The organism is Herminiimonas glaciei (assembly GCF_042664955.1).
In the GTDB taxonomy this organism is placed as follows: domain Bacteria; phylum Pseudomonadota; class Gammaproteobacteria; order Burkholderiales; family Burkholderiaceae_D; genus Oxalicibacterium; species Oxalicibacterium glaciei.
On sequence record NZ_JBHTBU010000001.1, the window covers coordinates 179,617 to 201,160 of the forward strand.

The 21,544-nt window shown below is 55.4% G+C and carries 19 protein-coding genes; 6 read left to right on the forward strand and 13 right to left on the reverse strand.

Going from position 1 to position 21,544, the window contains the following annotated elements; translation table 11 throughout:
• Positions 1-31: 31 nt before the first annotated feature.
• From ACFQPC_RS00835 to ACFQPC_RS00860, 6 genes are all read right to left on the reverse strand, one after another.
• Complete coding sequence (locus ACFQPC_RS00835; RefSeq protein WP_382269770.1) at positions 32-1,147, reverse strand: sigma-54 interaction domain-containing protein; 1,116 nt, start codon at positions 1,145-1,147, stop codon at positions 32-34.
• A 141-nt stretch (positions 1,148-1,288) separates the two neighbouring features.
• Positions 1,289-2,401 (reverse strand): YbdK family carboxylate-amine ligase, encoded by a 1,113-nt coding sequence (locus tag ACFQPC_RS00840; protein ID WP_382269771.1) that lies wholly within the window; start codon positions 2,399-2,401, stop codon positions 1,289-1,291.
• 17 nt (positions 2,402-2,418) lie between these two features.
• Positions 2,419-3,621 carry a cation:proton antiporter gene (locus ACFQPC_RS00845; RefSeq protein ID WP_382269772.1) on the reverse strand — a complete coding sequence of 401 codons (1,203 nt, stop codon included), beginning with the start codon at positions 3,619-3,621 and terminating at the stop codon, positions 2,419-2,421.
• Positions 3,622-4,030: 409 nt separating this feature from the next.
• Positions 4,031-5,401, reverse strand: a complete 1,371-nt coding sequence (locus ACFQPC_RS00850) for an NAD(P)/FAD-dependent oxidoreductase (RefSeq protein ID WP_382269773.1) — start codon at positions 5,399-5,401, stop codon at positions 4,031-4,033.
• 152 nt (positions 5,402-5,553) lie between these two features.
• Positions 5,554-9,501: a translocation/assembly module TamB domain-containing protein gene (locus ACFQPC_RS00855; RefSeq protein ID WP_382269774.1), complete on the reverse strand. Its 3,948-nt coding sequence runs from the start codon at positions 9,499-9,501 to the stop codon at positions 5,554-5,556.
• Positions 9,491-11,290 (reverse strand): autotransporter assembly complex protein TamA, encoded by a 1,800-nt coding sequence (locus ACFQPC_RS00860; RefSeq protein WP_382269775.1) that lies wholly within the window; start codon positions 11,288-11,290, stop codon positions 9,491-9,493. The genes ACFQPC_RS00855 and ACFQPC_RS00860 overlap by 11 nt, the downstream gene beginning before the upstream one ends.
• Before the next feature lie 203 nt (positions 11,291-11,493).
• Here ACFQPC_RS00860 and ACFQPC_RS00865 point away from each other — a divergent pair, with 203 nt between their 5' ends.
• A complete protein-coding gene (locus ACFQPC_RS00865) occupies positions 11,494-12,336 on the forward strand; it encodes a class I SAM-dependent methyltransferase (RefSeq protein WP_382269776.1) in 843 nt (280 codons plus the stop codon).
• A gap of 5 nt (positions 12,337-12,341) precedes the next feature.
• On the opposite strand, the gene ACFQPC_RS00870 is transcribed toward ACFQPC_RS00865, so the two are convergent.
• Complete coding sequence (locus ACFQPC_RS00870; RefSeq protein ID WP_382269777.1) at positions 12,342-13,157, reverse strand: c-type cytochrome; 816 nt, start codon at positions 13,155-13,157, stop codon at positions 12,342-12,344.
• A gap of 95 nt (positions 13,158-13,252) precedes the next feature.
• Between ACFQPC_RS00870 and ACFQPC_RS00875 the strand changes: the two genes are divergently transcribed.
• Together ACFQPC_RS00875 and ACFQPC_RS00880 are read left to right on the forward strand one after the other, a co-directional pair.
• Entirely contained in the window at positions 13,253-13,561 is a 309-nt protein-coding gene (locus tag ACFQPC_RS00875) for a GIY-YIG nuclease family protein (RefSeq protein WP_382269778.1), read from the forward strand.
• Positions 13,562-13,564: 3 nt separating this feature from the next.
• The gene (locus ACFQPC_RS00880; RefSeq protein ID WP_382269779.1) at positions 13,565-14,158 is read left to right on the forward strand and encodes a DUF938 domain-containing protein; all 594 of its coding nucleotides are present in this window, start codon (positions 13,565-13,567) and stop codon (positions 14,156-14,158) included.
• Positions 14,159-14,167: 9 nt separating this feature from the next.
• Here ACFQPC_RS00880 and ACFQPC_RS00885 read toward each other — a convergent pair whose 3' ends face one another.
• Positions 14,168-14,905, reverse strand: coding sequence for a YbaY family lipoprotein (locus ACFQPC_RS00885; protein ID WP_382269780.1), 738 nt, complete (start codon positions 14,903-14,905; stop codon positions 14,168-14,170).
• A gap of 218 nt (positions 14,906-15,123) precedes the next feature.
• On the opposite strand from ACFQPC_RS00885, the gene ACFQPC_RS00890 reads away from it, so the two are divergent.
• On the forward strand, positions 15,124-16,227 hold the full coding sequence (locus tag ACFQPC_RS00890) for a lipid A deacylase LpxR family protein (RefSeq protein ID WP_382269781.1): 1,104 nt from the start codon (positions 15,124-15,126) through the stop codon (positions 16,225-16,227).
• Between the two features lie 62 nt (positions 16,228-16,289).
• Here the strand turns inward: ACFQPC_RS00890 and ACFQPC_RS00895 are convergent, their stop codons facing one another.
• Together ACFQPC_RS00895 and ACFQPC_RS00900 are read right to left on the reverse strand one after the other, a co-directional pair.
• The gene (locus ACFQPC_RS00895; RefSeq protein ID WP_382269782.1) at positions 16,290-16,925 is read right to left on the reverse strand and encodes a carbonic anhydrase; all 636 of its coding nucleotides are present in this window, start codon (positions 16,923-16,925) and stop codon (positions 16,290-16,292) included.
• A gap of 310 nt (positions 16,926-17,235) precedes the next feature.
• The gene (locus ACFQPC_RS00900; protein ID WP_382269783.1) at positions 17,236-17,517 is read right to left on the reverse strand and encodes a TFIIB-type zinc ribbon-containing protein; all 282 of its coding nucleotides are present in this window, start codon (positions 17,515-17,517) and stop codon (positions 17,236-17,238) included.
• A gap of 137 nt (positions 17,518-17,654) precedes the next feature.
• Between ACFQPC_RS00900 and nhaR the strand changes: the two genes are divergently transcribed.
• Positions 17,655-18,554 (forward strand): transcriptional activator NhaR, encoded by a 900-nt coding sequence (gene nhaR, locus ACFQPC_RS00905; protein ID WP_382269784.1) that lies wholly within the window; start codon positions 17,655-17,657, stop codon positions 18,552-18,554.
• On the opposite strand, the gene ACFQPC_RS00910 is transcribed toward nhaR, so the two are convergent.
• On the reverse strand, positions 18,551-19,816 hold the full coding sequence (locus tag ACFQPC_RS00910; RefSeq protein ID WP_382269785.1) for an FAD-dependent oxidoreductase: 1,266 nt from the start codon (positions 19,814-19,816) through the stop codon (positions 18,551-18,553). The genes nhaR and ACFQPC_RS00910 overlap by 4 nt on opposite strands.
• Here ACFQPC_RS00910 and ACFQPC_RS00915 point away from each other — a divergent pair.
• The gene (locus tag ACFQPC_RS00915) at positions 19,815-20,030 is read left to right on the forward strand and encodes a hypothetical protein (RefSeq protein ID WP_382269786.1); all 216 of its coding nucleotides are present in this window, start codon (positions 19,815-19,817) and stop codon (positions 20,028-20,030) included. The genes ACFQPC_RS00910 and ACFQPC_RS00915 overlap by 2 nt on opposite strands.
• Before the next feature lie 15 nt (positions 20,031-20,045).
• On the opposite strand, the gene ACFQPC_RS00920 is transcribed toward ACFQPC_RS00915, so the two are convergent.
• Positions 20,046-20,246 (reverse strand): hypothetical protein, encoded by a 201-nt coding sequence (locus ACFQPC_RS00920; RefSeq protein ID WP_382269787.1) that lies wholly within the window; start codon positions 20,244-20,246, stop codon positions 20,046-20,048.
• A 439-nt stretch (positions 20,247-20,685) separates the two neighbouring features.
• Positions 20,686-21,537, reverse strand: a complete 852-nt coding sequence (gene cysW / locus ACFQPC_RS00925; protein ID WP_382269788.1) for a sulfate ABC transporter permease subunit CysW — start codon at positions 21,535-21,537, stop codon at positions 20,686-20,688.
• Positions 21,538-21,544 lie beyond the last annotated feature (7 nt).

Genomic DNA, 21,544 nt, shown 5'->3' on the forward strand with positions numbered 1-21,544 from the left:
AAGTATGTGCGTTTAACTGATATCCAGCCGATTACTGATTCCTGCTTTGCGTACCATATGGCCGCGCATGCGGAATAACATCACCCAGGAACAACTTGGCCTGGTATTCATTCAGTCGATTGTAAAGCGTTTTCAGGCTCACACCTAACACCTCGGCGGTCAGAGTCTTATTGCCGCCACAGTGGCCTAGGGTGGCATAAATCAGGCGTTGTTCGGCATCGGCCAGCTTGCTGCCCAGCTGCACGGTGACGCAATCACCGATTTGCTCGCTGACCATGGATCGGTTCGGGTTCACTGCCGGCAACAGATCCAGCTCATGGTCGGCCATGATATAGGCGCGGTGCACGACGTTTTTCAGCTCACGCACGTTGCCGGGCCAATTGTATTCATTCAACAGGCGCCACGAAGCCTTCGAAAAGACCCGGTTGCGGCCATCTTCTTCATTTAACTGGTCGAGGAAGAGGCCGGCCAGCAGGCGTATATCTTCGCCGCGCTCGCGCAGCGGTGGCAAATCGAGTGGGAAAACCGAGAGGCGATAAAACAGGTCGCTACGCAGGATGCCGCTTTTCATCGCTTCCACCGGGTCGCGATTGGTGGCCGCGATGACGCGTACTTTGACTTCGGTTTCTTCTTCGGCACCGATACGGCAGAAGCGGCTGGTTTCGAGGACACGCAAGAGCTTGACTTGCATATCCAGCGACATTTCGGTTACTTCGTCGAGGAACAGGGTGCCGCCGTCGGCTCGTTCAAAACAGCCTTTTTGCATACGCACTGCACCGGTAAAGCTACCGCGTTCATGGCCGAACAATTCGGCTTCGATCAGTTGTGGTGATACGGCGCTGCAGTTGAGCGCGACGAAGGGTTGTTCCTGCTCGCGACTCAATTGATGGATGGCTTGTGCCACCAATTCCTTACCCGTGCCGCTTTCGCCGGCGATCAGGACGTTGGCGCTGGTAGGCGCTACCTTTCCTATCATTTGGAATAACTGCTGCATGGGTGCCGAAGCACCATACAAATCGCCGCAACGCGCAAGTTTATTGAGCGAAATAGTGTGGGAGCTATCCTGAGCTTGCAATACGGCCATGTGATGGGTATTTGAAATCGGCAAATCGACGACTTCACCACAACCATTCAATCCGTTCGACATTCACTTCTCCTCTGTTAGACGGCTACGACTTTTACAGGGTAGATTGTGAGGTAGTTGATAACATCGCAGAATCGGTGGTTTTCCGATTCTGTTGTGGGAAAGCGCTTACAAAACTGTGCAATGCAGCAGGGAGCTGCCGGCTTAGCGCGCCATCCAGACTGCACTTTGTTGACGTACGACATCACTCAGCGAGCCGGATTTTTCGTAGCTGGCACGTAACCAGTCAGCATCGGATTGCCCGGCCTGTATGCGCTGGCGCAATAACTCTATCGCTTCCGTGGTGCCGAGTTCCTGCGCAATATCCGCCAGCATGTCGAAGGTTTGCAGGATGTCTTCCTTGATCGAAGTCTGGGTGCCGTTGATCGGATTGATCAGTGCGCCATTGAGGCCGAAGCGACAAGCCTGGAAACGGTTATAGGAATAGGTCAGGTAAGTATCCTGCGCCGGTTTCAATTCTTGTTGTGCGAAGAAGAATTTGCTCAGGGTTTGCGCATAGCCGGCCAGTGCTACCGCGACTTCAATCGATAGTGGTGTGTCGCAGACGCGGATCTCGACCGTGCCGTATTCCGGTTTAGGGCGGATATCCCAATAAAAATCCTTCATGCTGGCGACAATGCCGAGGCTGGACATCTTGTCGAAGTAAGCGTTGAAGGAATCCCAGTCAGTAACGAAAGGCATATAGCCGCTCAAAGGGAATGCATTGATGCTGGTCAGGCGCGACGACTGGAAGGTGGTATCCACACCCTGGTAAAACGGCGACGAAGCCGACATCGTGATGAAGTGTGGAATGTAGCGCGCCAGCATGTGTGCGAGACGTATCGCTTCATCACCGGTGGCACAACCGATATGGATATGCTGGCCATACACGGTGAATTGCTTGGCCAGGTAACCGTACAGTTCGGAGACCAGGCGATAGCGATCGGTCGGGTAGATGCGCTGGTCTTCCCAGTGCTGGAAGGGATGCGCACCGCCGCCGGCCAGGCCGAGGTTGAGTTTGTCCGCAGCGCTGATGAGGAGGGTGCGCATGGCCGTCAGTTCGGCCAGCATTTCCTTGTGATCGGTATGTACCGAGGTCGCAATCTCGATCATGCTTTCGGTGATTTCCGGCTTGATATCGTAGCCGTGCTCGGTCTTGTCTATCACTACCAGCAAATCACTGGAACCGCGTGTGAGGTTGTAATCGCGTCGATTGACGATCTGCAGTTCCAGTTCCACGCCCATCGTCAGCGGGGTTGAATTATTGAATTCCAGCATAGGGTTTCCTTGTTCGCTTATTGCTTGGCTTCACCGGATGCCACGAGTGCATAACGGGTGCAGACCGGGCCTATGATTTCCAGGATGACGAGTATAGATACCACCAGTGCCGCGAGTTGTGAGCCAAACTGCGGGTAGTAGCCGACCGCATGCTGCACCATGATGATGTTGAAGCCGGATAAAGGCATCAGGCCGATCCCGAGCAAAGCGCCTTTGCGCAAGGTAACACCGTTGATGCGCGCCATCGCAGTGGTGGTGGTCATCGCGATGGCGAGGCGCAATGCAATGAAAGCCAATACTGCCGGCCATAATGTCAACAGGTGTGACAACTCCAGTTTGGCGCCGGCAAAGACAAACAATGCGACATAGAACAAACCGCTGAACTGGCTCAGGTCCGGTTCTACAATCGCGTGCCTTGCATCGTAGCTACGACTGGCAATACCAAACACCAGCAAGGCGATCAATGCTGAAAGATTGAACATGACGGAGATGCCGACGGTCGCGGCAATCAGTGCCAGCACCAGTATCAGCTGTGCCTGGCTATCGCGTCCCAGCCACTGGCCTATCCATACCAGCAGGCGGCTGATGATCCAGCCGAGTGCGGCCGAACCCAGCAACAGGTAGAGCGGGTGCAGGATATAGCTTTCCCAGCCGGCCGAGTATTCGACATGGACTGCTGCCAGTCCCATGGAAAAAATAATGAAGGCCAGCGCATTACCGATGACGACGATGTTGAGCATGCGCTCGGTTAGTTGCCCTTCCGCCTTGACTTCACGCACCACGTTCAGGATGACAGCAGGTGAAGTTGCCATGCCGAGCGCCGCCACCATGCTGGCGACCAGTTTGCTGACACCGAATTGCGTCAACAGCAGGAAGAGTGCGAAGAAGGTGACCAGGCTCAACAGGATACCGGTGATCAACAAGCCCCGTTCGCGCAGCAGCCATTTGTAATCGACGCGCCGGCCAAGCTCAAACAACACCAGGCCCAGCGCGAGGTCTACCATGATGCTGATTTCTTCAAGCATAGCCGCATCGATCAGGTTCAATACCGAAGGGCCGATCAGCAAGCCGGTCAGCACGTAACAGGTGATGGCCGGGATTTGCGGGAAAAAGCGGCGCAGGAAATGCGCGCCCAGTACACCGGCGATCAGGATCAGGCCGGTTGCAGTCAGCACATTTAAAGCGTGCGGCATGGTCGGAAAAAAACTATGTGATGTCATGTTGTTCCCGGCAATTTAAAGTAAGTGTTCCATGCAAAATGAAACTACTTGTGTAGCAGGACGCCTTGTCTATTCCGCAGACAGTACAGCGGCGACCATGTGTTTAGGTCGAGCAACTTTACTCACAGATTGTTTTCGGATGCTACTGCCTGCACTCATTGCAGGTGTCACCCGGTTTGTTGTGTCGTGATACTAACGACACATAAGCGAATAAGACTGTTAGGTTCTTAACGGAGATACCGTTTTATTAATTTGACTGCCGAAAGTGTAGCAGCAGTTTTAGCAAAAAGTCGTATACATTTTTTTGCGGGGCATATTACGAAAAATGCGCCGCATGCCTGATACACAGGCAGCGGCGCATTATAGAGCAATTTTTTTTACCCTACATCCATGCGAGTTTAAGATGTGTTTAGTGCAATTTTACGCGTGGTGATGTTTTGCGTCGCAACCAGTGGGCCACAGTATCGGCGCAAGTACGTATCACCCCGTGCAATGCGACCAGATGCATGCGATACAAAGAGATATAAAGCAGGCGTGCCAGCACACCTTCAATGAACATCGCACGACCGAGCAAAGGTCCCATCAGGTTACCCACCGCATCAAAACGGCCGAGTGATACCAATGAACCAAGATCACGATACTGGAACAGTGGCAGTTCCTGATTGCCCAGACGTTTCTTGATGGCATTGAACAGGAAGCTGGCTTGCTGATGTGCCGCTTGTGCCCGTGGCGGCACCGTACTGTTTTTCTCCGGCCATGGACAGGCAGCACAATCACCGAAGGCAAAAATATTCGGATCGATTTCAGTTTGCAGGCTTTGCGTCACCACCACCTGCCCGAGGCGATTGACCGGCAAGCCGAGTTCGCCGAGGATTTGCGGCGCGCGTATGCCTGCCGCCCATACCGTCAGATCGGCCGGCACACTGTCGCCGTTGGCAAGCAAGACCGCATGTTCCTGTACTTCGGAAACCTTGGCATTGATCAGCACATCGATTTCCATGTGATTGAGCAGTTCCGTCGTCTTACTCGACACACGTTCCGGCAACGCCGACAGGATGCGCGGTGCCGCTTCAATCACGCTGATGCGGATATCGCGGTGCGGATCAAGGTGATGCAAGCCATAGGCGCCCAGTATCTCTGCCGTATTGCGTAACTCGGCCGATAACTCGACGCCGGTTGCGCCACCACCGATGATTGCAATATTCAGTTTGCTTTGGGCCTGGTCGGCACGCACGCACAGTCCTATCATGCGACGCCGGAAGTGCTCTGCCTGGTGCATGGTGTCGATCGAGATCGCATTCTTTTCCGCACCCGGCACATTAAAGAAATTGGTCACGCTGCCTATCGACAAGACCAGGGTGTCGTAAGGAATGTCGCGACGTGGCAATAACTCGACGCCGTCATCGTCGTTCACGCTACCTATCGTAATGGTCCTGCGTGCACGATCCAGCCCTTGCAGTTCGCCCGGTTGATAGACGAAGCGGTGCCAGCGTGCTTGTGCCGCGTATTCGAGCTGGTGTGAATTTGCATCCATGCTGCCGGCTGCAACTTCATGCAGCAAGGGCTTCCAGATGTGGGTAGACGAGCGGTCGACCAGTACCACACTGATGCGTCCGCTCTTGACGAGCTTGTCACCGAGCGCGGTGGCCAATTCAAGGCCACCGGCACCGCCACCGACGATGACGATGCGGTGTACTGCCGCAGCGTTGTCGGTTAAGGTTTGTATTTCAGTGTTGGTCTGGCTACTCTGGTTTACTTCCCCATCAAGGTTGTTAGACATACCTACTCTCCAATTGTTGAAAATCGTGAGCGGCGGGACCATCAGCCCCGCGATGCATGCCTTTCCTGGAAACGGCGGGTATTCAGCACGGTTTCAACAAGAAAACATGCGCAATAGTGTTGTTATATCAGGTTCGGGCGGCTTATGCATAGTCAGTCGAACGCAAAGTTGTAGAACACAGATAACGCACTGCTGGTACCGGCTTCACCTTCCAGCGTGATACGTGGTGTCAGCGTGTAGCGCAGCAGCAGGACGCTGCCGACTGTATCCAGGCTTTGTTTGAAGCTGAGGTAGAGGCGCGATGAGATGCGTTTACCCAGCGTGATAATGCGATCCTGCAAATCAGTGCCGCCTTTGCCTATGCTGACGTCGTCAAAGCCGAAGGCACTGGCGATTTGCGACTGCAAACCTGCGCCCGCGGCACCGGACAGCAGTGACGTGGCGGCACTTTGCAGTGCATCGCGGTCGGCGTCACCGGTGCCGGACAGGCCGCGCCCCAGGACCAGCCACGATAGTTTTTCCGCATCGCTGACGGTCGGTTCCGACACCAGCGTGATGCGTGGTGCAAGGGCGGTGCCGCGTATCGAGACACCGGCTTCCACTTCCTGCCCGCGTCGCATCGCGCGGATATCCAGTGCCGGATTGTTGAGCGGACCGCTGAACAGGACCGAGCCTTGTTCGATTTTCAATTCACGTTGATAAGCCTTGAAGGTACCGGATGAAACGCGCAGTGTCCCTTGCGCGCGCAAGGTATCGCCGGCATTTGCTTGCAGCCGCACCTGGCCGACCAGCGTTGCATCCAGGCCGCGGCCTTGCAGTTTGATGCCGTCGCCGAGGCTGATGCTGACATCAAGTGCGATCGCTGTTTTCTTGCCGGTGTCTTCACCCTGGCCGACGATGATGACGTCATCCGATAGTTCCGGCGTGCCGGAGACGCCGATATCGACCAGGCCGGAGTTGACTTCGAATTGTCCATTCGCCTTGGCTACACCTGCTTGCCAACCGACCACGGCATCGCCGCTGATGACCAGTTTGCGGTCGCTGCGATCTATTAATTTATAACGCGTTACTTTGACTTTCAGTTCCAGTGCCAATTGTTCACGCAGCAAGCTGATCGGGCCGGAGATCAGCAGGTCACCATCGTTTTTGAAACTGAGCTGGGTAATCATCAGTTGGTCGGTCTGGAAGCTGCTGCGCAATACACCTTGCCTGAGGTCTATGCCGGTATCGGTAAACAACAGGCGTAAACCATCCGCATTGACCGGGCCCTGCAGGCGCGGTTTGGCGAAGCTGCCATCAAGTACCACATCGGCCTGCACATTGCCTTCCATTACCAGTGATGGCGAAATCAGGGGACCCAGCCAGGCGAGGGTGGGCGTATTCATCTTGAGGTTGCCCGACAGTGGCGCATTCGGTGCGATCGAGAAGCGTCCATTGCCGCCTATGGTGGTGGCCAGCCTGCCTTCGATGCGGCCGGTACGTTTGCCGTCAGCCAGCAGTTGCGCGGTGAGCTGGCCTTTATTGGCGGTCGCGTTCACTTCGAATGTGTTCAGGCCCAGTGCAGTGGAGGCGCTGCCGTGTATCGCGATATCGCCGCTTTCACGCCGTATGCTGAGATTGCCATCGAGTTTGTCCGCCATTACCAGGTTCCATTCACCGCCCAGTGTCAGATCACCGGTGGCGATAGGTGCCTGGTTAAGTGCATGCAAAATCTCGCCCGGCCGCACGCGTTTGAAATTACCGCGCGTGCTGATGCTGCGTTCGGTACGCAGGAATTGTTCGATCTGGATGCTGGCATTGTTGGCGCTTATTTTGAACTGATCCAATTGCACCTGCTTTTGCGAAATCAGCAAAGGTGCGGGTGCTTCCAGTTTGGCGTTGAAGCGACCGGTGGTGTCCAGGGCGTTGATGCTGCCTTCCCAGCGTGCGGCGCGTGCCAGGTTTTTCAATCCGCCTGTCGCGCTCAATTTCCATTTTTGTTCGCGTTCGTTGAGACTGCCGGTCAAGGTGTGTTGTCCTGTGCTGCCACTGACCTTGAGGTCGAAGGTGTCCGCACGCAGTTGTCCGCTCAGGTTTTCTGCATGCACGAGGATGGCGAGGGGCGCATTGTCCTGCGCGGCAAACTGCGCCTGCGCATCCAGTTTGGCGAATTGCTGGCCGCTGGACTGTACTGCCGTGGCATTGGTGTTCAGTGTGACATTGCTGAGCAGGAAAGCGTTGTCATTCAGGTTCAGGCTCAGGTCGGCTTTGCCCGTTACAGTGCCGATCCGGGTCTGGCCGGGTACACGTACCTGATTGCCTTTCCAGTCAGCGATGATGCGGGGTTGCTGCAACTTGCCGCGTACTTCACCGTTGACTTGCAGTTCACCTGCGAACTCGGATCCCAATTGCGCCAATGCTGGTGCCTGTACATCGAAACTCAGGCGCGAGTTGTTTTCATCCAGCCTGCCGTTGGCTGTCAGGCGGTTTTTACCCGCGATCAGCAGCAGTTTGGGAATGTCCAGTGTTTGCGCACGTAAATGCACTTCACCTTCGCCACTTAATGGATTGCCTGCGAGCTGGCTGTCATGGATGCGGAAGCTGAGATCACTTTCCAGGCGCGGTTGCCGCGCACCGCTGACGGAAAAATTACCGTTCAGATTCAGCGTTGGCAATTGCGCGAAGTCACCGAGTACGCGTGGATTGAATTGACGGATCACGCCTTTCGCGCTGAAGGCCTGTTTGCCACTGAAAGCGATATGTGCGCTGGCATCAATCGCACTGGCATCGGCACGCAGTTCCAGCTTGTCTACGGTCAGTGCTTCATCCGCAACGACGCCACGTGCGTTCAGGCTGAGCTTGGATTTCTTTAATGCTTCAGTGGCGGCCAGCGTGATGACTTGCTTGCCTTCGCTGTGTGCGACGTCCAGCTTGATCGCCAGTTTGGTGGCACGCATGCGCTGGTCCAGCTTCTTTAGGTCCAGCGCATCGGTCTTCAGTGTGATGTTCAATGCGCCATCGGCATATTTTCCCGTACCGCTGATGCTGCCGGCAGGACGCTGTGCGCTGCCGAGCTTGATGAGCAGCGGGTTCAGCAGGAAAGCTTCATCTTTTTGCGTAAAGCTGAGTGACAGGTCGGTCAACGGAATCCGGCCTGCATCATAGGTGCCGGCGGCAGCGTTGTTGACGTTCAGTGTGCCGGCACCGTTTTCAGTGGCATGTAGTTGCAGGTTGATATTGGTCTGCGGTAAATCCTTGCCCAGTTCACTCAGGTTGAGTGCGGTCGCAGACAGATCGGCCGCACCGAGCATGCTGTCGGAAAATGGTTTGACGACAACCTTGCCTTTGATGATGGCTTTGTTCACTTGTGCATCGATGGAACTCACGATTTCTGCCAGTGAACCATCCAGGTCTATGCGTGCGTTGGCACCCAGGTGTTGTTCGTCGAGCATGGCTTCGGTACTGCTGACCAGGCTCGCCTGCAGGGGGTAGGGCTTGGTGGTGGATAGCGAAGCATGGCCATTGATCTTGCCGCTGTAGCTATTGTTGCCGGATGACGAGCGTGCGGCCAGCTGATCGAGATCGAGCAGGTAGCGCTTGCCATCGAAATCCAGCTTGACGGCGAATGCACCCAGCGTCACGACATCAAGCGGGCCCCAGGCGACACTGCCACCATTGACTTGTAGCTGGTCTACCTTCAGTTTGACGGGCAAGCCTATGCTGTCCGGCAGTTTGGACGGTTCCTTGCTCTGGTCGATTTTGCTGATGATGCCCAGCTTGCCTACCTGCAGCAGCGGGATGTGCACTTGCCCGGCCAGCAAGGCTGAGAGCCGGGTTTCGATCAGTACATCATCCAGTGTGATGGTTTGATTTTCCAGCTTGATATTGAGTTGCCTGATTTGCAGGGGGCCACTCAGTCGTCCGCTGACTTCACGACTTTGCACCACGCCACCACTCAGCTTGTCGACCAGGCCGAGGGCAAACTGCGCACCGCTTTCGCTTTTCAGCAGCCAGCCACCAGCTACGAGTACGGCAGCGACGAGCGCAAGCAGGCAGAACAGCCAGATGCGCAATCTGTGCTTGCGTGGTGGAGCGGAAGTTTTTTGATCGTCAGAAGCCATAACCGATAGAGAAGTGTAGACGCAGGTCTTTCGTGTCGTGACCGTAAGCGAGATCGAGGTTGACCGGGCCGATAGGACTGCGCCAGCGTGCACCTACGCCACTACCTTGCGCGAGGCGGAAACCTTTCCATGAGTCGGCGGCGTTACCGGCATCGGTAAATACGGCGGCGCCCCATTCCGGAGTAACGCTGTAAATGACTTCTGCACTCACGACTGCCGTGACAGTGCCACCGACGATCGCGCCATCTTGCGCCACACCCAGCGTGTTGTAGCCATAGCCGCGTACCGTCTGGTCACCACCGGTGCGGAACAGCAAGTCACTAGGCACGGTGTCGGAATTGGCACCGAACACCTGGCCGACCTGGCCGCGCAGTACCGCCTGGAAGCGACCATAGCTGGGTGAGAGCCAGGTGGCACGGCCGACGGTACGCACCAGTCCTTTTTTGTTGACCACTCCGCCCGGACCCACGCCCAGCTCGAGCGAAGCGTAGTAACCACGCGTCGGTGAAATCAGATTGTTCACGCGGCGCATGGTGTAGGTGTACGAAGCAATCAGTGCTTCACGATTGTTGCTGTAGACATCGCCGATGCGCTGGCGATCAGTGAGGAAGGCGACACCGACTATGCTTTCATTGCGTTTGTCCGGACTGATCAGGCGCGCACCGGTACGGAATTTATCGTTCGCTTCGCCCGAGCTATTGGTGTATTCGTAGTTGGCACCGACGCTGGGACGCCAGTCATTTTCCAGTGTCGGCAGGTATACATCGCCACCCAGCAGGCGGTTGTCACGATCTGCACGCAGTTGTGATTCGAGACGCCAGTCCTTGCCAAGGAAGTGGCGATCGGTCCATTTCATTTGCGCACGTGCACCGTTGTCGGTGGAGAAGCCCAAGCCCAGTGACAGGCGGCGGCGTTCATTCTCGGTCAGGTCGAGTTTGATGGGGACGTTATGTGGATGTTCGGGATTGACTTCGATGGTGGCAAAGGCCGAGCGGAAATAGCCGGTGTCTTGTACGCGCGCCTGCAACTCGTTGAGTTTTTCCTGTGAGTAGCGCTCACCCGGCTTGATCGGATTGAGTTTCTCCACCATGGTGCGCGAGTAACGATTCAGGCCGACGATCTCAAGCTCACCGAAGGTAAAGGCCGGGCCGGAGTTGACTTGCACTACCAGCGCCGCGGTGTTGGTGGCCGGGTCTATGCGCGCTTCGCTGTGGGCCACGGTGGCGGCCGGGTAGTCGCGATTGAGCATAGCTTTGAGCAAATCGCCCTTGGCGCTGTCCCATGCACTTTGACGAAAGGTGGCGCCATTTTTCAGGCTCCAGTTTTCGCGCAACTGTTCGATGCGGCGCGGGTTTTTCTGCTCGATGTCACCGCTGAAGCTAATGTCGACCGACTCGATTTTGATGGGTGCGCCCAGTTCTATATTGAGGCGTGCTGTCCACGGTGTGCTTTGCTGGTCCAGCGTGGCATTCACGACAGGGGAGAAATAACCTTCGGTAGCCAGCAAGGAGCGCACCTGGGTCGGGGCGACGGCAACCAGCCTTTGCACTTCTTCTTCGCTGATGTCTTCGGACTTGCTGCGTTTGGCAAGGTCCAGGTGTTCATTAAGCAGTGAGGTGTAACTATCCGCACCGCTGATGGAGACAGTGTAGGAAGGGGCGGCTTCGCTAGTGAAAGGCAGGTACAGCGCAATCAGTAAGGAGCAAAGCAGGAAGCGCCACGCTGAATGTTTGTAAATGGTAACTCTTGGCACGTTGTTGGTAATGAAGGGTAATTGGAAAAGCGGCATGACAAGACAAGCATGTCGATTTTGCAAATTCGCTGACAGCCACGAGTTGACCAATCTTATCAGTATTATCAGTATTTGCTTGGTGTATGGTCGTTTTGACAGCGGAAAAGACATGGATCACCTGCATGTAGCCGGTCTGTGCTTGCCGCACAGGAGCAAAATCCCTATAGTGGGCGCACCCCAAGATCACGGAAATCCGCCAGATGAGCAACACGCATGAAATACGTCCCGGCCAGTCGATAGAGCTGCTCAAAGAGCTGCACATCCTGACACGTGACGGCAAGCTGAACCAGGATAGCCGTCGCAAGCTCAAGCAGGTCTATCACTTATATCAGTTTATCGAGCCATTGCTGCAGGAAATCCAGAATGAGCATCCTGATATTACGCTGGCCGACCATGGTGCCGGTAAATCCTATCTGGGCTTTATCCTCTACGATTTATTCTTCAAGGAGCGCAAGGATAATTCGCGCATCTACGGCATAGAAACACGTGACGAGCTGGTGCAAAAGTCCGAGGCACTGGCGCAGAAGCTGGGCTTCCCGGGCATGTCTTTCCTTAACCTGTCAGTCGCGGAATCGATTACTTCGGATTTGTTGCCGGAAAAAATTGATGTTGTCACCGCTCTGCATGCCTGCAATACGGCTACCGACGATGCGATACATTTTGCCTTGAAGAAGCAGGCGAAGTTCATCGTACTGGTACCGTGCTGCCAGGCGGAAGTCGCCTCGGTACTGAAGAAGAACAAGGGCAAGACGCTGGCGAAAAGCGCATTGACCGAGATCTGGCGCCATCCTTTGCATACGCGCGAATTCGGTAGCCAGGTGACGAATGTGCTGCGCTGTTTGCAGCTGGAAGCACACGGCTACCAGGTCAATGTGACGGAACTGGTGGGCTGGGAGCATTCAATGAAGAATGAATTGATCATCGCCAGCTACAAGGATTTGCCACGCCGCCGTCCGACCGAGCGTTTGCAGGAAGTCTTGCAGACCCTGGGACTGGAAGAAATGCAGCCGCGTTTCTTTACAGACGAGACGCCTGTCAATTAATCATTTCACTTCTGCAGTGCCATCTGGCGCAGGTAGGCCAGCAAATCATCCATCTGTGCTTCACTCATGACGCCGTCGGCAAAGCCCGGCATCGTCATGCCGGGCCAGCTGCGTACCGCTGCCGGATCGCGCAGGTATTTCCTTAAATATGTATCGTGAAAATACTCAGTCGGGTTGGCCGGACGATTCAGGTCAGGGCCGACCGCTGCATCACCACCGCCATTGATCCGATGGCAGCTCGCGCATTGCGTCGCATAGACTTGCATGCCGCGCCACGCAGCACTGTCGACAGCGGCATTCGGCTTGATTTGCGGATAACGGCTGTGCAATGGTGTGACATCGCTGATGACGGCGATTTGATATGGCCATTGCTCTTGCGTGATATGACTTTTTTCCGGCGCCAGCCACACCAGGTAAAACGGACCGGCACTGGGGCCGCCTTCTTTTAATGCCGGCCACGGTGTTTGCGGTACTTCGATTGCCAGCCATGCTTCTGCACCGCCACGGAAGGATAGTGCCGGGATGTTCGCCACGAAACCATCCGCCGCCTTGAATTGCAGGGTATCGACCTGGCTGATATCGCGCAGTATCGACAGTAAAGGCAGCGCGCGATATTGCATCGGCTTTTTGTAGCTGACGTCAGCCGGGATGGAAATGGTGCGCAGCGCCGGATGTTTCAGCAAATCGGTCAGGGCCAGGGTTTGCTGCTGTTTACCGACGCGTACTTCCAGTACTGCATCTGCCGCCTGTGCCAGATGCAGCTGCGTGCATAGCAGGACGACGACCAGGGTCATGAAGCGAGAGATGGAAATGGCTGGCATAGGGGTGTCAGATGCAGTGTCGGGTTTGTGTCAGTATAACCAGGCTGTGTCGCGCCGCCGCGCGGTGGGCATAAAAGCTCTCTATACTATCGCCCATGACTTGGTTTCTATATCTCCTCGAATGCAGGAACGGCAGTATCTATACCGGTATTGCGGTTGATGTGCAGGCGCGTTACAACGCACATGTGACAGGCAAGGGCGCGCGTTATACACGCTCGAATCCACCGCGGCGCTTGCTGGCGGTGCTGGAATATCCGGACCGTTCCAGTGCCTCGAAGGCAGAGTATGCAATGAAGCGTCTGAGTGCCGCCGAGAAGCGTGGATTCTGCCTGCAGCGTGACGCGCTGTGGAGTATCACGGTAGCAGGCCATGTATCACAGCTGGCTAATCCCTTTTCAGATTGAGATATGAGCAAACAATTTTCCAGTGCCAGTGAACGCAATCGTGAGCCTATCCTTGCGGTACTGCGGGAAGAACTGGTCAACAGCCGCACAGTGCTTGAGGTCGGTAGTGGTAGCGGCCAGCATGCGGTGTACTTTGCCGCACACATGCCGCATTTGATCTGGCAATGCAGCGACTTGCAAATGAACCATGCCAGCATTAATGCGTGGATGCAGGAAGCGGCTTTGCCGAATGTATTGCCACCGCTGGTGCTGGATATGGAGCAGCCGCACTGGCCGACGCAGACTTACGATGCTGTGTTTACGGCCAACACCTGTCACATCATGGCCTGGCACCAGGTACAGAATATGTTTTCCGGTGCGGCGCAACGCTTGAATGCGGGCGGCAAGCTGTGTGTCTATGGACCGTTCAATTACGACGGGAAATTTACCAGTGACGGCAATTTTCAGTTTGATGCCGCGTTGCGTGAAAAAGCAGCGCATATGGGTATACGCGATAGCGAGGCGGTAGATGCGCTGGCACAAGCGCAGGGTTTGCACTTGTTGGCGGATCACGCGATGCCGGCCAATAACCGGCTATTGGTCTGGCAACGCGTGTAAGGGCAGGGTTTATTTGCCTTTGGCTTGCGGCGAAGGTGCCGGAGCGGCTGGCGGTGCAGGTAGCGGATCTGTTTTGCAACCCTTGTAGCTGACGCCATTCATTTCGAACAGTGCTTCATTGCCTTTGTTCCAGAAGGTGGTGGAGCCGTCGGAATAGCGTGCGCCGGAACCGGAAATGACGTGCGGCAGGATGACAGTGCGTCCGGCCAGCATGATCTCTACCTTGTCATTGTTTGGAAACTTGGCGATGAATTCGATCTCGTCGCACTTGAAGGCGGCGATATTGCTTTTCGGCGCTTCGGCCGCGACCGGATTGGCGACACGTTGCAACATGATGTTGAACGGCTTGTCGGGCTCACTGAAATTGACCGGGTAGGATTCCGTCGACGTCCACATCAGCTCATCCCGATTGTCGAGGATTACCGCGCGCAAGCTGTAGCGATGGCGCAAGTCGATGGCGGACGGGATGTAACGCAAGTCAAACGGTATGGGGACCTGGCCGCTCGGGCGCAGTGTTTGTTGCGCGATGAAGATACTGCTGGCGTCGGCGCGGCTGACGTCTTCCAGGCTGACTATGATTTTGGCATCCGGCGGCAGTGCGATGCGTTCGCGATAGACGACTGTGCCGCTGACGCGTCCGGACAAGCTTGGTTTGCTTTCTGATTTGAACCATTTGGCACAGCCGCTGGCTGCCACCGTGAGGGCCAGCAGGGCGAGGATGGTGCGCAGGGTATGTAACTTTTTCATTTTGTCTATCCTGAAAATGACATGCGATGAAGCAGTGTAGCGTTTGCCATCGTAAAGTCCAGTGTTGCTGTTTGGCTTGCCTGTGGAGCGCCACAGCTTGACGCATGCAAGGGTGGCAAGTAGTCTTTGCTTTCCTGCCAGGCAGGTGGTGATGGACAGCATTATCCGATCTGCGTTCCCGCCGGCACGCGTTAAACATTTCTTTAACCTTTAATTTAATGCATATAGACCGTCACTCCCGTCCGCTTTGTTCCCGTATCGTTGTCGCCGCATTATTCGCTTTTTCTTCCGGTGCGGTATGGGCTGATGATGCCTTGGCCGACAATGAAGTGTGTACTTCCAAGCCCGGCGTCCGGGCTCTCAAAAATTATCCGGATGTGTACAACTTCTACTATGAAAACGATCTGTTCGCGGGGACGGATAATAATTACACCAGCGGTGCAAAGTTTTCATGGATCTCGGCCAACCTGGAAGATTACATCCACGATCCCTGCCTGCCTAAATGGGTGCGGCAGCTAAACCGGATTTCAGAAATGGTGCAGCCGGGTGTATTCGACTCACGCAATATGGTGGTCAGCATCGGACAGGAAATGTACACGCCCACCGATAAGACGCGCCGCGACTTGATCACCAATGACCGGCCGTATGCCGGCTGGCTCTATCTTGGCCTGGCCTACAACGCGCGTAACGATACCGATATGGAAGTGACCGAAATCGATATCGGTATGGTGGGGCCGGCCTCACTGGCGCGCCAGTCGCAAAACTTTATCCATCGCATACGCGGCATAGACCGTTTCCAGGGCTGGGACAATCAACTCAATAATGAGTTGGGCATCCAGTTCGTCAAGGAAAGAAAAACCAAAATTTTTAACTGGGCGAGTTCAGGTTGGCCGAAAGTGGATGCGATCAGCCATTACGGTTTTGCCCTCGGTAATGTGAATACGTATTTGAATGGTGGACTGGAAGTTCGCTTCGGCAGCTTCCTGCCCAACGATTTTGGTACCGCGCCTATCCGCCCGGCCAGTGACAGCAATGCCCCATTACCGGCGAATGCATCGCGTCGCATGGGCGATGGCGGCGTACATTTCTTCGCGTCGGTGGATGGCCGTGCGGTCGCACGCAATATCTTCCTCGATGGGAATACTTTCTCGGACAGCCATAGTGTATCCAAGCGTTACTTCGTTGGCGCGGTCGCAGCGGGTGTGGCCTGGCAATGGGTAGGTGGCAAGATCACGTATGCGCAATACCTGCGCAGCAAGGAATTCCGTGAGCAGGACAAGGCACAAAGCTATGGCTCGATTACGCTCAGCCTCGAATACTGACAGATGGTGTTGGAATCATGCGCAGGCCGGGATGACTATCCTGCACATGACTTGTCGCGACATTAGTCCTGGAAGTCAGGCGGGAGTCCGTCAAAGAATTCCACTTCGCCGGTTTCCAGCGAGTACTCGGCACCGACTACCAGCAAACCTTCATTTTGAATCAGGGTTTCCAATATTTCCGAACCGTGGCGCAAGTGGTTGACGGAGGCGCGGATGTTGGCGCGTACCGATTGGTGTACCAGCGCATCATGATCGTGCTTCAATTCGGTTTCCATCAGGGTTTCAATGGAAGGGCGAATGCGATCGACGATGGATTTCAGGTTGCGTGACTGGTTTTCGCTAGGACGCTTGAGCTCGTCCAGCGTCGCCAGGATGGCGCCGCATTGCGAGTGGCCGAGCACTACCACCAGCTTGGTGCGATAGCGATCAGCGGCGAATTCCACGCTGCCTACCTGTGATGGCGCCACGATATTGCCGGCGACGCGGATCACGAATAAATCACCCAGGCCCTGATCGAATACCAGTTCGGCCGGTACGCGCGAATCGGAGCAGCCAAGGATGATGGCGAACGGTTCCTGGCCGGCGGCGATTTCGCTGCGGCGGGCGTGGGAGGATGCATTGTCGGGGTTACGGACATCTGCGACGAAGCGGCGGTTACCGTCGCGCAGACGCTTTAGTGCGGCTTTTGCTGTATCCATAAATTCTTTCTTTCGATTGCTGTTCTGTCGCCTGCGTGAGGGATGCATTTGCTTGGGGAGGCACGCAGGCGCGCAGTGGCGCTGGCGTGTGCAAAGGCAGGCGTCCGCTACTTTAAAGCATTCTTAATCGGCTTGCTTAGCAAATTTTCCGAGCCGGGAGTCGGCGTAGTGGTCACTCTGCGCAGGTGTTGCCTATGCAAGATAAGCGCTTTTGGCAGTACTTGAAGGGAGAAGTGCGGGGAAGTGCGGCGGATGTCGCGAAGATAATACAAAATCGATGGCAGCTTTGCCATCGATCCATACAGATTATTCAAAAATCGAATAATTCGCCGATCAAGTCTTTTTTGCGTTTTTGTCCGTAACCTTCCTTGTTATAACCGTGCTGGACGGTACGCACAGGGCTGCTGCGTTCACCGCGATAGCGCGGCAGCGGTGGCGCTTCCGGCGGCAGCGCATTGGCGGAACGATCGATCAGTTTGTCGAGCTCGCCCCGATCCAGCCACACGCCGCGGCAGTTTGGGCAGTAATCAATTTCAATTCCGTGGCGATCTGATGTGATCAAATGCATTTCATTGCAGGCCGGACATTTCATCTTGATATCCTCGTCGTTAAGTCGTGCTGTACTTAGTCGCATTGCTAGCGATGAATTGCACTCTAGGCCGTCTTTAACCATTTGAAAATTCGAATATAATCAACTTTTCGTTCGAAAAAACAGAAGAGAGATCTTGCATGAGTGGAATAAATTACAAGCATTTGCACTATTTCTGGGTGGTCGCCAAGTCTGGCGGCATCGGACGCGCCAGTGAGCGCCTGCATTTGACGCCGCAAACCATCAGCGGCCAGATCAGCCAGTTTGAGGATGTACTTGGTTATAAATTATTCAACAGGGTCGGGCGTCGGCTGGAATTGAACGATGCCGGTCGCGTGGTGCTCGGCTACGCGGATGAGATTTTCACGCTGGGCGAAGAATTGCAGGAAGTGCTGCGTTTCCGCCCGGGTGGCTGGCCCTTGCAGTTCCGCGTCGGCGTGGCCGATGCGGTGCCGAAGGCAATTGCCTACCTGCTGCTGGAACCGGCGATGGAATTGCCGGAATCGCTACGTATCGTATGCCGCGAAGGCAAGCTGACGAATCTGCTGGCAGACCTGGCGGTACACCGGCTGGATATCGTGATTGCCGATAGCCCGATGCCGGCGAATATCGACGTGCGCGGCTATAACCATTTACTTGGTGAATGCGGGATGACTTTCTTTGCCACCGACGCGCTGGCGAAAACATATCAAAAGGATTTCCCGAAGAGCCTGGATGCAGCACCTTTCCTGATGCCGGGTGAAGATGCGGCGGTGCGTCCGCGCCTGATCCGCTGGTTCGAAAAAGAAAAAGTCCGGCCGCGCATCGTCGGCGAGTTTGACGATGGCGCATTGCTGCAAGCGTTTGGTGAGGCGGGTAAAGGTATTTTCGCCGCGCCGTCGGCGGTGGCAGAACAAATCAAAAAGCAATATGGCGTGACCGAGATCGGTCGTACCAATGCTGTGTCCGAACAGTTTTATGCGATTTCAGTAGAACGACAATTGTCGCACCCGGCAGTGGTCGCCATCAGTTCGGCGGCCCGTGAAAGCCTGATCCGCTAATCGACGGCAGTGCGGTCGGCTTGTCTGGCGGTGGCAGGGGAGTAGACATGTTCCGGTCGCACGCCGACGCCGACTGCATACGCGGGTATCCCGCGTAATAGCGGTATCAGGTTCAGCAGGCGTAAAGGCCAGGGCACGGACAGCGGCTTGTCTTGCGTGCGATTGACGACCGGTACCAGGATGCGATCCTGGATCGTGACCTGTGCTGCTTGCGTCACGCGGGTGGGGAACAGGCGGCGGGTTTGTACCTTGGCCAGGAAGGGCGTCAACGCGAGCGGATCTATCGCCGGATTGGCCAGTGACAGCGCGAGAATGTTGGCGGTTGCCACCGCATCCTGTATCGCCAGGTTGATGCCGATACCGCCGACCGGTGACATCGCATGTGCGGCATCACCTATGCAGAGCAAGCCCGGCTTCCACCACTGTTCGAGTCGGTCAACTGACACACTCAGCAATTTAATATCGTCCCAGCTTTGCAGGCTGCTGACGCGATCCGCAAACATCGGCGCAATCCTGCTTAATTCGGCGTGGAAGGCAGGCAAGCCGGCCGCATGGATTTTTTCTATCCCGCCTTTTGCAATCACATACGCGCATTGCCAGTACGTGCCCCTGTGCAGCATGACGAAGAATTGTCCGGCATCGAGACGCGCACCGGTACTGCTCGGATCACCCGCCGCAGTTGGCAGGCGTAACCACAGGACATCAATAGGCGCACCGAGATTATGTACCTGCAGTCCGGCTGCTTCACGCACGGTGGAGTGGCGGCCATCGGCACCTATCACCAGGTCGGCATGCACCAGCAATGTTCCGTCAGGCGTCGTCACATGGACGCCGGTGACGCGTTCGCTGTCTTCCAGCAGGGCATCCACTTTGGCATTCTGGATCAGGCGGAAATTCGGATACAGCACCGCTTCATCGCGCAGGAAATCGAGGAAGTCCCATTGCGGCATCATTGCGATGAATTTGCATTGCGTTTTCAGGCGGGAAAAGTTGGCCACCTTGACCACCCGATCTGAAATATTCACGCTCAGTTCACGCACTTCATCATGTGGTCTTTGCAGGAAGGATTCCAGCAAGCCGAGTTCATGCATGATTTCAAGTGTTGACGGATGGACGGTATCGCCGCGGAAGTCACGCAGGAAATCGCCATGCTTTTCCAGCACGATGACATTGACACCGGCACGGGCCAGCAGCAGTCCCAGCATCATGCCGGCCGGACCGCCACCGGCTATGCAACAGCGTGTATGGATTGCTTCCGGCATGGAAATACTCCTCGCTAGCGGCACATTGCAAATGCAGCGGCCTGAAATGATTATGGCGATTGTTATGCTAGCAGGCAAAGGGATTTACGATTGCCGCCATATACAAGCAGCGCACATGGCTACGCGCCTGCCGACAAATGTATCGTGGGCAAGGCGGGTAGCTTTAATCGGAGAAGTGTTGCTGGGCGATCAGCCGCGCGCAGCGCGAATCTGATCGAACGAGGAGGTCTTACTGGAACGAACCGGTTTGAGTCGTGTTGAACGGCACGACGATGGTCGTAGAGTTTTCCGACTTGTCTTGCAAGTCCGCCGATTGCTCATCAGCCTGATCCTGCTCTTTACCGACATGGCTATGATCCTTGTCGGAGATATGCTTGCCAGCGTGGATAGATTTAGCCGAATGGTTGGCGTTGTCGTAGTTTTTGTACATGGTCGATATCCTTATTGATCACAGCGATCAAATTTCGAAAGCTGCTGATTGTTGTGATGGCATGTCGCACTGCCCGCGCCGCTGTGTTGCCTCTGGCGCGACCTGAGTTGCGAGAATAAAGGAGCCGTCCGTAGATGGCGATCAGAGATCATCCTAAAGTTTTGTAGGAAGACGCTGACTTGATTGTGCAAATGGCATGCTTGCTTGCCATGTTGCCGACTATGGGTGGAAACAAGAGGCACAAAAAAATTTGTGCCGGCGAACGATACTGGATTGGATGCCTCCGCAAAACGAGGACGATTGCTGCGGGCAGATGAGCCGCAGCGACGTAATGATAGTTGATTTTGCCGCGGGATGGGAAATGATGCGGAGTGTTGCCTTGTTGCCTAGTTTTCCTGTCCCGCTGCTAAATGCTGCTTGCTGAAGGTGTGTGCGGGAATTAACCCATATGCACTTCTTCAGGTTCCGCTTCGCGTCTTTCCTGGCGCCACTCCATCAGGGTCTTCAAGACCAGCGTCAGCAATGCCATACACGCCAGCAATGCGGCTGCGGTGAAGGCGGCTGCAGTTTTGTAATCGTTATTCAATTGCTCAACGAGTAAAGGCAGCGTCAGGGTTTGATTCATGATGGTGCCGGATACGACGGCTACTGCACCGAACTCACCGACTGCGCGTGCATTGGTAATGACGGCACCGTAGAGCAGCGCCCATTTGATATTCGGCAGTGTCACGCGCCAGAAAATCTGCCAGCCGCTGGCACCCAGTGAGAGCGCGGCGATTTCTTCTTCGGTGCCTTGTTTTTGCATCAATGGCATCAGGATGCGTGCGATGTAAGGTGCAGTGACGAAGACCGTGACCATGATGATGCCGGGCCACGCGAACATCAATTGCACATCGTTGGCATACAACCATTTACCGATCGTGCCTTCGAGACCATACACCACCAGATAGCAGAAGCCGGCGACCACAGGCGAAGTCGCATAGGGGATCTCGACCAACGTCACCAGCAGGCGGCGGCCAAAGAAGTCGTAATGCGTGACGCACCATGCGAGCAGGATGCCGAACACCAGGTTGATCGGTACCGTCAACACGGCGGCCGTCAAGGTCAGGCCGAGCGCGTGTTTCATGAAATCTTCATTCAGGTTGGCCCACAGGAGTTCGAGGCCACCACTGAAGGCTTGCGTGAAAATCAGGACCAGTGGCAGGACCAGCAACAGTATCGTCATGATGATACCGAGGCCGATCAAAATCCATTGATGGGTTTCGTTGGGATGCTTGATTGCTTTTGCCATGTCGGTC